The 12,966-nt window shown below is 64.0% G+C and carries 11 protein-coding genes and 1 pseudogene; 8 read left to right on the forward strand and 4 right to left on the reverse strand.

Annotated elements, in window-relative coordinates:
- Both IG169_RS14830 and IG169_RS14835 read left to right on the forward strand, forming a co-directional pair.
- Nucleotides 1-420: pseudogene (locus IG169_RS14830) on the forward strand (N-acetylglutaminylglutamine synthetase); the annotation flags it as partial.
- Complete coding sequence (locus tag IG169_RS14835) at nt 420-1,583, forward strand: osmoprotectant NAGGN system M42 family peptidase (RefSeq protein WP_193177009.1); 1,164 nt, start codon at nt 420-422, stop codon at nt 1,581-1,583. The pseudogene IG169_RS14830 and the gene IG169_RS14835, both read left to right, overlap by 1 nt.
- Before the next feature lie 9 nt (nt 1,584-1,592).
- On the opposite strand, the gene IG169_RS14840 is transcribed toward IG169_RS14835, so the two are convergent.
- Nucleotides 1,593-2,837 carry a Zn-dependent hydrolase gene (locus IG169_RS14840; RefSeq protein WP_193177010.1) on the reverse strand — a complete coding sequence of 415 codons (1,245 nt, stop codon included), beginning with the start codon at nt 2,835-2,837 and terminating at the stop codon, nt 1,593-1,595.
- A 136-nt stretch (nt 2,838-2,973) separates the two neighbouring features.
- Between IG169_RS14840 and IG169_RS14845 the strand changes: the two genes are divergently transcribed.
- The 6 genes from IG169_RS14845 (at nt 2,974) to IG169_RS14870 (ending at nt 10,994) form a co-directional block, all read left to right on the forward strand.
- On the forward strand, nt 2,974-4,533 hold the full coding sequence (locus tag IG169_RS14845; protein ID WP_193177011.1) for an ABC transporter substrate-binding protein: 1,560 nt from the start codon (nt 2,974-2,976) through the stop codon (nt 4,531-4,533).
- A gap of 62 nt (nt 4,534-4,595) precedes the next feature.
- Nucleotides 4,596-5,540, forward strand: a complete 945-nt coding sequence (locus tag IG169_RS14850; protein WP_193177012.1) for an ABC transporter permease subunit — start codon at nt 4,596-4,598, stop codon at nt 5,538-5,540.
- Nucleotides 5,540-7,480, forward strand: coding sequence for a dipeptide/oligopeptide/nickel ABC transporter permease/ATP-binding protein (locus IG169_RS14855; RefSeq protein WP_193177013.1), 1,941 nt, complete (start codon nt 5,540-5,542; stop codon nt 7,478-7,480). The genes IG169_RS14850 and IG169_RS14855 overlap by 1 nt, the downstream gene beginning before the upstream one ends.
- Nucleotides 7,481-7,487: 7 nt before the next feature.
- A complete protein-coding gene (locus IG169_RS14860) occupies nt 7,488-8,456 on the forward strand; it encodes an ABC transporter ATP-binding protein (protein ID WP_246717398.1) in 969 nt (322 codons plus the stop codon).
- Between the two features lie 6 nt (nt 8,457-8,462).
- Nucleotides 8,463-9,251: a FadR/GntR family transcriptional regulator gene (locus IG169_RS14865; protein WP_193177015.1), complete on the forward strand. Its 789-nt coding sequence runs from the start codon at nt 8,463-8,465 to the stop codon at nt 9,249-9,251.
- Nucleotides 9,252-9,383: 132 nt separating this feature from the next.
- The gene (locus IG169_RS14870) at nt 9,384-10,994 is read left to right on the forward strand and encodes a CHASE domain-containing protein (RefSeq protein ID WP_193177016.1); all 1,611 of its coding nucleotides are present in this window, start codon (nt 9,384-9,386) and stop codon (nt 10,992-10,994) included.
- Between the two features lie 22 nt (nt 10,995-11,016).
- Here the strand turns inward: IG169_RS14870 and IG169_RS14875 are convergent, their stop codons facing one another.
- The 3 genes from IG169_RS14875 to IG169_RS14885 are packed head-to-tail and all read right to left on the reverse strand — an operon-like array spanning nt 11,017 to nt 12,924.
- A complete protein-coding gene (locus tag IG169_RS14875; protein WP_193177017.1) occupies nt 11,017-11,448 on the reverse strand; it encodes a hypothetical protein in 432 nt (143 codons plus the stop codon).
- Between the two features lie 4 nt (nt 11,449-11,452).
- Complete coding sequence (locus tag IG169_RS14880) at nt 11,453-11,791, reverse strand: ElaB/YgaM/YqjD family protein (protein WP_193177018.1); 339 nt, start codon at nt 11,789-11,791, stop codon at nt 11,453-11,455.
- Entirely contained in the window at nt 11,788-12,924 is a 1,137-nt protein-coding gene (locus IG169_RS14885; RefSeq protein ID WP_193177019.1) for an AI-2E family transporter, read from the reverse strand. The genes IG169_RS14880 and IG169_RS14885 overlap by 4 nt, the downstream gene beginning before the upstream one ends.
- Nucleotides 12,925-12,966: the final 42 nt, after the last annotated feature.

The following is a 12,966-nucleotide window of genomic DNA, read 5'->3' on the forward strand; positions in this document are numbered from 1 at the left end:
GCGGCGACCGGCGGCGAATCCCGAATTCCACTCGACGGCGAAACCGAACGCACCGTGCGCGAGGCTGGTTACGGCCTCGACGACGTGTTGCCGGTGGAAACCGAATTGGCGGTGCGCAAGACGGCGAACCTGCATACCGGCGGGACCATCCATGACGTCACCGACATTATCGACCCGACTCTCGTCGACGCCGCGGTGTCAGCGGCGCGCGCGATCGACATCCCCGTCACCGGCATCGACTTCATGGTGAAATCGCCGCGGAGCCGGGACTATGCCTTCATCGAGGCCAACGAACGTCCGGGCCTCGCCAACCATGAACCGCAACCGACGGCGGAGCGGTTCGTCGATCTGCTTTTTCCGCTTTCCGTACCCGCCGCGGTGCGGCAGACTTTGCGTAAAGAAGGGGAGGGTAACCGCTAGTGTCACGCTTGGCCATCGATCACGAATACCTGCTGTCCACACTGGACGCGCTGCTGCAGATCCCGAGTCCGACGGGCTACACGGATCCGATCGTCCGCCATGTCTCGGCGGAGCTCGAACGGCTCGGACTGGGCATCGAACTGACACGGCGCGGCGCGATCCGGGCGATCCGCCCCGGCAAGCGGGAAAGCGGTGCCCGCGCAATCGTTTCGCATCTCGACACGCTGGGCGCGCAGGTCAAATATCTGAAGGACAACGGCCGGCTCGAAGTGGTTCCGATCGGCCACTGGTCGGCGCGTTTCGCGGAAGGAGCCCGGGCGACGGTATTCGCCGAAGAAGGCGGCTATCGTGGCACGATCCTGCCGCTGAAGGCGTCAGGTCACACCTTTAACGACGAGGTCGACAAGCTGCCGGTCGGATGGGAGCACGTCGAGTTCCGCATCGACGCCCTGGCGCGGAACAAGGAGGATATCGAGCGTCTCGGCATCGAGATCGGTGATATCATCGCCATCGATCCGCAGACGGAGTTCCTCGACAACGGTTTCATCGTGTCGCGCCATCTCGACAACAAGGCCGGCGTCGCGGTGATGCTGGCGGCGCTGAAAGCCATGCAGGACGAGGCCGTCGAAACGCCGGTCGATATCCATTGGCTGTTCACGATCGCCGAGGAAGTCGGCGTCGGCGCATCATCGGTCCTGACCCACAATGTCGCCTCGATGATCACGGTCGACAACGGGACCACGGCACCGGGACAGAACTCCGACGAATTCGGCGTGACCATCGGCATGGCGGACCAAACCGGCCCGTTCGACTACCATCTTGCCAAGAAGCTTGCGACGCTGTGCCAGGAAAACGAAATCCGCTACCAGAAGGATATCTTCCGCTATTACCGGTCGGACTCGGCGAGTGCGATCGAGGCGGGTGCCGACGTGCGTACCGCGCTGATCACCTTCGGCGTCGACGCCTCGCACGGCTACGAGCGTATCCATACGCATGCGCTGCGCTCGCTCGCGGAACTGATCACCGCCTATGCGGTCAGCCCGGTGATGATCAAGCGGGACTTCAAGGAAACCTCCGGCGTGAAGGGCTTCACGCGCCAACCGATAGACGAGGCGGCCCAGAAGCTGTCGCCGGCCGTCAAGGACGAGGCACTGAGCAAGTAATGGCGGTCGTCAGGCGCAGGACAGCCGCACAAGCGCGTTCAGCATCAACTGCGCGCCCTTTTCGATGTCGGCCCAGTCGCTCCACTCCTCGGGCGCGTGGCTGATGCCGTTGCGGCTCGGAATGAAGACCAGGCCGGACGGACAGAAAGACTGCATCGTCTGGGCATCGTGACCGGCGCCCGACGGCATGTCCAGCGCGTCGATGCCGAGTTTTTTCGCCTCCTCGGCGAGGACGGCATGGATGCCGGAATCGAGCGTGACCGGCGAAAGCCAACTCTTCTCCTCGATCGTGTGGCTCAGGCCATGCGCCCGCGCGGCGGCCTCGATATCGAGCATGATGCTGGCGCGCATGTGCCGCATGACATGTTCCGACGTGTCGCGAATGATGATCGAGAAGTCGGCCGCGCCGGGAATCGTGTGGGCGAAATTCGGATGGATATCGACCTTGCCGATAGTGATCCGGCTCTCGTCCGTGCCGAAGCGGTCAATCGTCGAGGGGATGGTGCAGGCGAATTCGGCGAGGCCGGCGAAGGCGTCGGACCGCATGTCCATCGGCGTGGTGCCGGAATGGTTGGCGACGCCCTCGAAACGCACCTGCAGATTGCACACGCCCGAGATGCCATTGACGATGCCGACCGCGATCGACGCCCGTTCGAGGACGGGTCCCTGCTCGATATGCAGTTCCAGGAAAGCCTCGATCGAGCCCGGCGTCCATGCGGCATCGAGCGCACCGAACGGATCGAGACCCTGCGCGCGCATGGCGTCGGTGAGCGCTACGCCGTCGCTGTCGGAGGCCAGTTCGATCCATTCGCGCGTGACGGCGCCGGCGATGGTCTGCGACCCCAGCATGCCACCGAAGCGGCCCTCCTCCTCGGCGGTTGCGGCGACGACGACCGCGGTTTTCGGTTCGACACCCGCGTCCTTCATGGCGCGCACGCATTCGAGCGCGATGCAGGCGCCGAGCGAGCCGTCGAAAGCGCCGCCTTCGGGAACCGTGTCCAGATGCGAGCCCGCCATGACGCAGGCGCCCTCGCCCGGACCGTAGCGCCCGAAGAGATTGTTTACAGGGTCGCGGCTCACCGTCAGCCCGTCCTTGCCCATTTGCTGGGCGAACCAGTCGCGTACGGCCATGTCGTCGTCCGAATATCCGACGCGGTTGTAGCCGCCGGTTACGGCATTGAATCCAAATGTATTTACGCCGTCGAGCAGGCGGCGGAGACGGTCTATGTCAATGGCGGGCGTCGGAAGAACCATGATCGAGCCGTGCTTTTTCCCAAGTCTTGTAACGGGGGCCGTCTCTAGGATGCACAAAAATTTATCATAATAAATGCTTGCATGAATTTTAATTTTCCTAATTAATTAACTCCCATCTGCAACGATGGAGACCGCCATGAAGAGACTTCTGGCTGCGGTGATCACGGCCGCATCGCTCGCATTCGCTTCACCTTCCCTCGCTCAAACGCCGCCGAACGTGCTCGTCGTCGGCCAGATCGCGGAGCCAAAATCGCTCGATCCGCATGCGGTCACGGCGGTCAACGATTTCCGCATCCTGATGAACATCTATGACGGGCTGGTGCGCTACAAGGACGGCACGCTGGAAGTCGAACCGGCACTGGCCAAGAGCTGGACGATCTCCGACGACGGAACGGTCTACACGTTCAAGCTGCGCGACGGCGTGAAGTTCCACGACGGGTCGCCGTTCAACGCCGAGGCGGTCAAGTTCAACTTCGACCGCATGCTCGACGAGAACCATCCGTATCACGATACCGGGCCGTTCCCGCTGTCGTTCTTCTTCTCCTCGGTCGACACCGTCACCGCGGTCGACGACCTGACCGTCGAGTTCAAGCTGAAGGAGCCCTATGCGCCGTTCCTGTCGAACCTCGCCTACCCGACCGGCCTGATCGTCTCTCCGGAAGCGGTGAAAAAGTATGGTTCGGAATTCGGCCGTCATCCGTCCGGCACCGGTGCCTACAAGTTCGCCGAATGGGAAGCCAATTCGAAGGTCGTCGTTACCCGCAACGACGATTACTGGGACGGCGCGCCGTCGCTCGAGGCGGTCATCTACCGGCCGATCACCGACGCCAACACGCGCATCGCCGAAATGCTGTCGGGCGGGCTCGACATCATGGTCGAGGTGCCGCCGGACAGCCTGCAGCAGTTCCGCACCGACGCGAACTTCACCGTCTACGAGCAGGCCGGACCGCATCTCTGGTTCCTGATCCTGAATGCCAAGGAAGGGCCTTTCGCCAACAAGGAAATCCGCCAGGCGGCCAACTACGCGATCAACAAGAAGGCGCTTGTCGACAACATCCTGCAGGGCACGGCCGAGGTCGCGGCCGGCCCGACGCCGCCGGCCTTCGCATGGGCCTATGACGACAAGCTGCAGCCCTATCCCTACGACCCCGAAAAGGCGAAGGCGATGCTGAAGGAGGCGGGCTACAATGGCGAGCCGGTGACCTTCTACGTCACCGAGGGCGGCTCCGGCATGCTCGATCCGATCGCCATGGGTACCGCCATCCAGGCCGACCTGCAGGCGGTGGGCATGAAGGTCAATATCGAGACCTACGAATGGAACACCTTCCTCGGCAAGGTGAACCCGGGCCTCGAAGGCAAGGCCGACATGGCCGAGATGGCCTGGATGACCAACGACCCGGACACGCTGCCGTTCCTGGCGCTGCGCACCGGAGCATGGCCGGACAAGGGCGGCTTCAACTCGGGCTACTATTCGAACCCGAAAGTGGACAAACTGCTCGAGGAGGCCCGTCGCGCCACCGACCAGTCAAAGCGCGCCGAACTTTACAAGCAGATGCAGGAAATCGTCCACGACGATGCGCCCTGGGTTTTCGTGGCGAACTGGAAGCAGAACGCCGTGACCAAGGCGAGCGTGGAGAACTTCAAGCTGCAGCCGTCCTTCTTCCTGATGCTGCAGAAAGTCGCCAAGCCGCAGTGAGCGGCGCCGATACCGGCGGAATTCTCCGCCGGTATCGCACCAACCGGGCAGATTGAATCGCAGTGACGGCCTATATCGCGAAACGTCTTCTGGCAGCGATCCCGGTTCTTTTCGGGCTGACGATCATCGTCTTTCTGATCATGGCGATGATCCCGGGCGATCCCGCGACGGCCATTCTCGGCTCCTATGCGACGCCGGAAAACGTCGAACGCCTGAACCGCCAGCTCGGCCTCGACAAGCCCCTGGTTCAGCAATATTTCATCTGGCTCGGAAACATGCTGCACGGCGATTTCGGCCGCTCCTACACGCTCAACCGGCCAGTGCTCGACGAGGTGCTGGAGCGGTTTTCCGCGACGCTGATCCTTGCGGGAACATCGCTTGTCCTGTGTTCCGTCCTCGGCCTGATCGCCGGCGTCATCTCGGCGGTGCGGCAGTTCTCCTGGGTCGACAAGATCATCACCTTTGTCGTCCTGATCGGCATCTCGGTGCCATCCTTCTGGCTCGGCCTGCTGCTGATCCTGGTCTTCGCCGTCGATCTGCGCTGGTTCCCGGCCAGCGGCATGTTCGCGATCTATGGCGGCGGTGACCTGCCCGATCTCCTGCATCACCTGTTCCTGCCGGCGCTGACGCTTGCCGTGGTCGCCACCGGCGTGATCGCGCGGCTGACGCGAACCGCGATGCTGGAGGTTCTGCGCCAGGACTATATCCGCACCGCGCGCGCCAAGGGCGTGACCGAGAACGCGGTGATTTACAAACATGCCTTCAAGGCGGCGCTCGTCACCGTCATTCCGGTCATCGGCATCCAGGCCGGCTTCGTGCTCGGCGGCGCGGTCTATATCGAGACCGTGTTCCAGTGGCCGGGCATCGGGTCGATGCTGGTCAAGGCGATCTCGACGCGCGACCTGCTGCTCGTCCAGGGTGGCGTGCTGGTGGTTGCAGCAGCCTATGTCCTGTTCAATCTCGCCGCCGACGTCGTGCAAACTATTCTCGATCCGAGGCTGCGCTGATGGCCGAAGCCGCTGCCGCTCCGGCAAAGCCCGCAAAGACCACGTCGGGGCGTCCCGACAGCCTGCACCTGCTGCTGAACAACAGCCTGGCGACGGCGGGGCTGGTGATCTTCGCCCTGATCGTGCTGGCCGCACTCGCCGCGCCGCTGCTGCCGCTGCCCGATCCCGATGCCACGGCGCCCGCCAACCGGCTTCTGCGGCCGCTCGCCGAAGGCCATCTCCTCGGTACCGATGCGCTCGGCCGCGACATCCTTTCGCGGCTGATCTGGGGCACCCGCGTCAGCCTCGCCGTCGGCATTTCGGCGACGCTGATCGCCGCCTTTTTCGGATCGCTGATCGGGCTTGTCGCGGGGTATGCCGGCGGCCGGGTCGACACGCTTCTGATGCGCGGCATCGACATGGTGATGGCGTTTCCCTACATCCTGCTGGCGCTCGCCATCGTCGCCGTGCTCGGGCCCGGCCTGCTGAACGCGCTCTACGCCATCGCCGTCGTCAACATCCCGTTCTTCGCGCGCAATATCCGCGGCATCGCGCTCGGCCTGTCGCGGCGGGAATTCGTCGACGCGGCGCGGCTTTCCGGCAAGTCGAACACGCAGATCCTGTTCGTCGAGGTTCTGCCGAACGTGCTGCCGGTGATCATCATCACCATGTCAACGACGATCGGCTGGATGATCCTCGAGACGGCGGGGCTGTCTTTCCTCGGCCTCGGCGCGCAGCCGCCGCAAGCCGATCTCGGCTCGATGCTCGGCGACGGCCGGAAGATCCTGTTCACCGCACCGCATGTCTCGATCATTCCGGGCACGATGATCTTCGCGCTGGTGATGAGCATCAACCTGCTCGGCGACGGCGTGCGCGACGTGCTCGATCCGCGGCTGAAATCGGGCGCGCTGACGCGGCCGGTGGCGCGCACCGCCGTGATGCGTCAGATCGTGCCCGAAGACATCCGGCCGGATCGCAACGCCGTCCTCGACGTGCGCGGCCTGAAGACGGAATTCCATTTCGGCGGCGAGGTCTACAAGGCGGTCGGCGGCGTCGACATGGCTATCGGCCAGGGCGAATGCCTCGGAATCGTCGGCGAATCCGGGTCCGGCAAATCCGTTTCCGCCATGTCGATCATGGGGCTGGTCCCGACGCCGCCCGGCCGGATCACCGGCGGCGTGGCGCTGCTGGATGGCGAAGACCTGTTCGCCGCCACCGACGAGCGCATCCGCCATTTGCGCGGCTCGGCGGTGAGCCACGTCTTCCAGGACCCGCTGTCGACGCTACATCCGCTGTTCACGGTCGGCGACCAGTTGATCGAGGCGATCCAGGCGCATCAGCCGCTGCCGAAAGCGCAAGCGCGCGAAAAAGCCGCCTCATTGCTGAAGGTGGTGCGCATCCCCAACCCGGCCGAGCGGCTGAAATCCTATCCGCACGAATTGTCGGGCGGCATGCGCCAGCGGGTCTGCATCGCCATGGCGCTCGCCAACGACGCCAAGATCATCATCGCCGACGAGCCGACCACGGCGCTCGATGTGACGGTGCAGGCGCAGGTGCTCTCGCTGCTCGACGCCCTGCGCAAGGAGCACAATGCCGGCATCCTGTTCATCACGCATGATTTCGGCGTCGTCTCGGCGATCTGCGACCGCGTCGCGGTGATGTATGCCGGCCAGTTCGTCGAGACCGGGACGACCGATGACATCCTGTCGTCGCCCGCGCATCCCTACACCGCCAAACTGATCGACTGCGTGCCGGTGCTCGGCCAGCCGGAACGGCGTCTCGACGCGATCGGCGGACGCCCGCCGGTGGTCAACCGGCTGCCGATCGGATGCGCCTTTGCGGAGCGCTGCCCGCGCGCGCAGGACGACTGCCGCGCCGCGCCGATCCCGGTGACCGAACTCGGCGAGGGACGCACCGTGCGCTGCGTCCATCCGCTGACCGGAGAGGCCGCCGATGCATGAGGGCGTATTGCTTCAGATCGAAAGGGCCGAACGCGTCTTCGGCGGCGGCCGGACGCTGTTCGGCCAGCCAAAGCCGGCTGTCCATGCGGTCCAGGACGTAACCATCGATGTGCGCAAGGGCGAAACGCTCGGCGTCGTCGGGGAATCGGGCTGCGGCAAGTCGACGCTTGCACGCATGATCGTCGGGCTCGACGCACCGACCGGCGGGCGCATCCTCTTCGACGGGCGTGACCTTGTCGCTGAAGCCGGCAGGGACCTGCGCCGCCTGGCGCGCGAAGTGCAATATGTCTTCCAGGACCCGGTCGCCTCGCTCAATCCGCGAAAGACGATCCGCACCATTCTCGAGGCCCCGCTGATCCACCTGTTGCACCTCGGTAAGGGGCAGCGAGAGGCGCGGCTCGAAGAACTGATGGACGCGGTCAACCTCGCGCCGGAATTCCTCGACCGCTATCCGCACGAGTTTTCCGGCGGCCAGGCGCAGCGCATCGGCGTCGCCCGCGCGCTCGCCGCCAATCCGAAACTGATCGTCCTTGACGAGCCGGTCTCGGCCCTCGACGTCTCGGTGCAGGCGCAGGTGCTCAACATTCTCGATGGTCTGAAGGACCGTTTCGGGCTGACCTATGTCTTCATCAGCCACGATCTTTCCGTGGTGGAGAGCGTCAGCGACCGTGTCGCGGTGATGTATTTCGGCCGCATCGTCGAGGTCGGACCGGGCCGCTCGGTGTTCCGCTCGCCGCGCCATCCCTATACCCACCTGCTGCTGAATTCGGCACCCGCTCCGGGGCGCAAGTCGCTGGTCTCGGAAGACGCCGACACGGAATTACCCGATCCCTACAATCCGCCGCCGGGCTGCGCCTTTTATGCCCGTTGCCCGCGCCGCACCGACATGTGTAATTCCAGAATGCCGTCACTCGAATCGGTGCCGGGCGAAGAGGGGCATGCGGCGGCGTGTTTTCATCCGCATGGGGGAACGTAGACGAAAATGGGAGACGTATCCGACAGGCCGGTGACGCCGTCCGTGACGCCACGGCTCGGAAAACGGCGCAAGCGGCCGGATATCATCGCGGACACGATCCGCGACCGGATCATGCAATCCGGTCTCTCGCCTGGTGACCGCATTCCCGCCGACTGGCTCGATCCGGAGACCTTGAAAGTGTCGCGCGGGACACTGCGCGAAGCGCTCAAGGTGCTGGAGTTCCAAGGGCTGACCGCCAGTAAAACCGGACCCGGCGGCGGCGTCTTCGTGGCATCGATCGCACCGGAAAACGCAATCCGGATGCTCGACAATCTGTTCCTGTTCGAACCGCCGTCGATTTCCGACATCTACGCGATCCGCAAACTGATCGAGCCGGAGCTCGCGGCCACCGCGGCCGCCGGGACTCTGCCGCCGGAGGCCTTCGAGGCATTGCGGGCGACGATCCGGCTCTACGAAGCTGAACCGGAATCGGTCGAGGAGGAATACCGGCAGCGTCTGGCCGAGCTGGATTTCCACGCCGAACTCGCCCGCAGCAATCCGAACCGGCTCCTGGGTTTTGTCGCAGTGTTCCTGCTCAGCCTGCTGCGCGACATGACGGTCTGCCGGGAGATCTATCAGGAACCCAATCCGGAACTGCGCGAGACTGGCCTCAACTACCAGGTCCGCCTGCTGCGGGCGATCAGGGCGGGTGATGCCGAGCGGGCGCGGGAAATCATGCGCCGGCACATGATCGAGGCTGAGAAATACATGCTCGAACGCGCCGCGGTGCGCGAACGGCCGCGACTGGCACAATGACGCGTTTCCCGGATGTAATCACGTCGCGACAGCCGGTCTAGCCGGATTCCCCGGCCAAGGCACAATCCGCAGCTTGCGGTTACCGTGGCGCCAGAATAGGCATATTCGAAATGCTGTTTTCGGAACCAATCAATGAAGCGCTTTCTCCCCGCGACCGTGTTTCTGGTCGTCGCCCTCCTCGGAGCAGGCATCACCTGGATCGTTTACCAGGCCATTCGTGACACCGCCGAAGCAGAGTTCGAATCCCTGGCCAACGAAGCCGTCGACCGCGTTACGTCGCGCGTCGACCAGCATCTTTCGCTGCTTACGGCGACGCATTCGTTCTTCGCGGCCAACGGGCGCGCGGTCGGCAGCGCCGCCTTCCAGACCTTTATTTCCGGACTAGATATCGAGGACCAGTATGACGGCATCCAGGGCATCGGCTACGCCGAGATGATCCGGACCGGCGACGAAGCCCGGGCGGAGGCAATGCTGAAACGCGAATATGGCCTCGACAGGACAATATGGCCGGAAACCGATCAGCAATACCGCACACCGATCGTGCTCCTCGAACCGCATGACCCGCGCAACGACAAGGCGCTCGGCTACGACATGTTCAACGAGGCGCAGCGCCGCGAAACGATGCAGCTCGCCGTGAAGAACCGGGCGGCGATCGCCTCTCCGCCTGTCGAACTCGTTCAGGAGATTACTACTGTCAAACAGGTGGGTTTTCTTGTCTACAAGCCGTTCTTCGCCGATGGCGCGAATGCCGGCGGCATGCCGGACGGTTTCGTCTACGCACCATTTCGGGCCGGCGACCTGCATGCGGCCGCGCTGGAAAATCCTCCGATCCTGCCCGTCGTGCTGAAGACCTACGACGTCACGGACGGCGAACCGCAGCTTCTCTACCAGTCGCCGGCCTTCGACCAACTGCGTGCGCCTAACGCCATGGTCGACACGGTCGAGGCCGACATCGCGGGCCGCAAATGGCGGTTCGTGGTGAGTTCGACCGGCAGCGCCGCTGCCTACGCGGATTTTTTACCCGTCTATGCATTGTGCGCCGTTCTGATCGTGCTCGCCGGATCGCTGGCCGCCGGGGCGCGCTGGCAGCACAAGGCGGTCGATTCGGCGGTCGCGTTGCACGAGGCAAGCCGGAGGAGCCTCGAGGAGAAGGAACTTCTCGTTCAGGAGATGCGGCACCGCATCAAGAACTCGATTTCGCGTATGATGGCAATTGCGCGGCAGACGGCGGCGACTTCGGACACGCTGGAGGCGTTCAGCACGTCTTTCTCATCGCGCATGAACGCGATGGCGAACGCGCAGGATCTGCTCGCGCGCTCGCATTGGGGCCGCGCCGACCTTGGCGATCTTCTGAAGACGGAACTCGGCCAGGTGTTCGGCGACCAACTGCAAAAATCCCAGGTCGAAGGGCCGCAGATCAACCTCAACGAACGCGCCACGCAAGCGCTCGGGCTTGTCTTTCACGAATTGGCGACAAATGCGCTCAAATATGGCGGCGTCGCCGACGAAAATGCCAAACTGGCGGTGCGCTGGACCTATGAAGGCAAGCGCGACAAGCGGGTGCTGAAGCTGGTCTGGGCGGAAAAGGGCAACATCGTCCCCGCGCCGCCGGAAACCAAGGGGTTCGGCACGCGGCTTGTCGAGGCGAGCGTTCGCGGTGAACTCGGCGGCGAGATCGAACGCCGCTTCGGCGATGACGGGATGAGCGTCATCTTCACAATCCCTGCAAAGTCGATCAACTGACTCATGCCGCGTGGCAACCGGGTCAGCGGCTGCGGCGCGCCGGCTTCACGAAGGCGGCGGTGACGGCATAGGCAATGATCGCAGCTACCGGCAGCAGTGCCGGCGTCGCGTTCTGGCCGTGGGCGACACCCGATTTCGTGGCTTCGGCGATTGCCGCCGAACGCAGCGCGGAGGCGCGGATTGCCATCCGCTCGTGACGGCGGCGCAGCAGCACGTTGATCGCCAGCACAGCCAGTCCGAGAACCGCCAGGATCCCGGCCGCGGCCGCCAGGCCTTCGACGAGGCCGAGCCAATCGACAAGCGCGACGATCGCGGCGACGGCGCCAAGCGACAAGGCGGCGACGAAGGCCAGTCCGGCGAGCGCATAGCAGATTACCGCAGAGGCGGCGCGCGCCTTGAGACGCGCCAAGTCCGCCTGCAGCGTGCCCGCCAGGACCTTGAATCCCGACAACATGGCGTTAACGGCGCGTGAGGAACGCAGCCAGAAAGCCGATGCCGGCGGCGATTCCGAGCGCATGGAGGGGATGTCGGCGGATCGATTCGGCGGCCTGATGCTCGAACTCGCTGGCGCGCGCGGAAATGTCGGCATAGACCGCCTCGCCCTTCTCGCGGGCTGCTGCCCTGGTTTCGCGCGAATAGTCGGCGGCGGTGCGGACACCAGCCTCGCCGAGATGGGCGAACCGTTCGGTCAGCGCGGAGAGATCCTTGCGCAGACCTTCGATCTCGGCGGCGAGCTCGGCTTCGCTGGCGAGGCTGCCGTTTTTGGCATTTCGTGCGGTTTTCGTTGCCGTGGTCATGAGTGACTCCTTTCTGGATAACAAACGCGGACGGGCGGCATAGGTTCCATCGCCTCACCGGGCGGACGGCGCGGCGTCAGGATGCGGCGAACGGCGGACAGCGATACCGACTTGTCGGCAACGGCTTTCAGCACGATCAGTGCGGGAACCGCGAAGATCATGCCGGCAAGACCCCATAACCAGCCCCAGAACAGCAACGACAATACGATCGCAAGCGGCGCTAAATTGAGGCGCTGGCCGAGGAAGTGCGGCGTAACGACATTAGCCTCGATGAAATTGATCGCCAGATAAGCCAGCGGCGGCGCGAATATCTGGAACGGCGTGTCGAAATTGATGATCGAGGCGGCCAGGAGCGCCATCGTGCCGATCGCCGGTCCGACGAACAGGATGTAGTTGAGAAGTGCGACGGCAATGCCCCAGACATGCGGCAACGGAACGCCCAGCGCCCACAGCGCCAGTCCGACGGCGGTTCCGAGCGCGGCATTGATGATGCTGGTGACGATGAAATAGTGGCTGACCTCGCGTTCGACGCCCTTCCAGATGCGTGCCGCGCGCAGTTTCGTGGCAGCGGTCGAAAACGGCATGGTCGCCAGCGTCAGGAACGGGCGGCGCATGACGAGAATGAAAGCCGAAATGGTCAGGGTGACGACGACGCCGGTGACAATATCGGCGAGCGAGGTCGCCGCGCGAGCGAGGAAATTCGGTTCGCGCACGACGACCTCCTGGACTTCTGGATCCTTGACGATGTTCTTGACGTCTTCGGCAACCTTGGAAATGGCGTCGCTTGCCTGTTCCGCGGCAGCGAATGTCTGGCGGAGGTGAAACAGTTTCACGCGCAGTTCGGTGACGATCCGCGGATAGGATTCGAAGGTGTCGCTAACCGGGCCCGCCGTCAGAACGAAAATCAACGTCAGGATTGTCGCGACCGCCGAAATGATGAACGCGACGGCGAGGATTTTCGGCATCCCGGCGCGATAGAGCGCCATGATCGGCAGGTGCAGCACAAGCGCGGTCAGGATCCCGAGCGTAATCGGAAGAAAGACAGCCCTGGCGAAAAATAGTGCCGCAACGATCGCGATCAGGAGCGATAGCGTAGCGAGCGAACGGAACAGAAGGCTGTCGAATGTGAGCATCGGGGCAAGTCCTGAAAAATGCCGCGCCCCGATGGGGCGCGG

The organism is Oricola nitratireducens (assembly GCF_014904745.1).
GTDB lineage: Bacteria > Pseudomonadota > Alphaproteobacteria > Rhizobiales > Rhizobiaceae > Oricola > Oricola nitratireducens.

Excerpts from the sequence above, each read along its gene's own strand:
- IG169_RS14840 (WP_193177010.1), bottom strand. The coding sequence starts at position 2,837 with ATGGTTCTTCCGACGCCCGCCATTGACATAGACCGTCTCCGCCGCCTG.
- IG169_RS14845 (WP_193177011.1), top strand. The coding sequence starts at position 2,974 with ATGAAGAGACTTCTGGCTGCGGTGATCACGGCCGCATCGCTCGCATTC.
- IG169_RS14855 (WP_193177013.1), top strand. The coding sequence starts at position 5,540 with ATGGCCGAAGCCGCTGCCGCTCCGGCAAAGCCCGCAAAGACCACGTCG.
- IG169_RS14865 (WP_193177015.1), top strand. The coding sequence starts at position 8,463 with ATGGGAGACGTATCCGACAGGCCGGTGACGCCGTCCGTGACGCCACGG.
- IG169_RS14870 (WP_193177016.1), top strand. The coding sequence starts at position 9,384 with ATGAAGCGCTTTCTCCCCGCGACCGTGTTTCTGGTCGTCGCCCTCCTC.
- IG169_RS14875 (WP_193177017.1), bottom strand. The coding sequence starts at position 11,448 with ATGTTGTCGGGATTCAAGGTCCTGGCGGGCACGCTGCAGGCGGACTTG.
- IG169_RS14880 (WP_193177018.1), bottom strand. The coding sequence starts at position 11,791 with ATGACCACGGCAACGAAAACCGCACGAAATGCCAAAAACGGCAGCCTC.
- IG169_RS14885 (WP_193177019.1), bottom strand. The coding sequence starts at position 12,924 with ATGCTCACATTCGACAGCCTTCTGTTCCGTTCGCTCGCTACGCTATCG.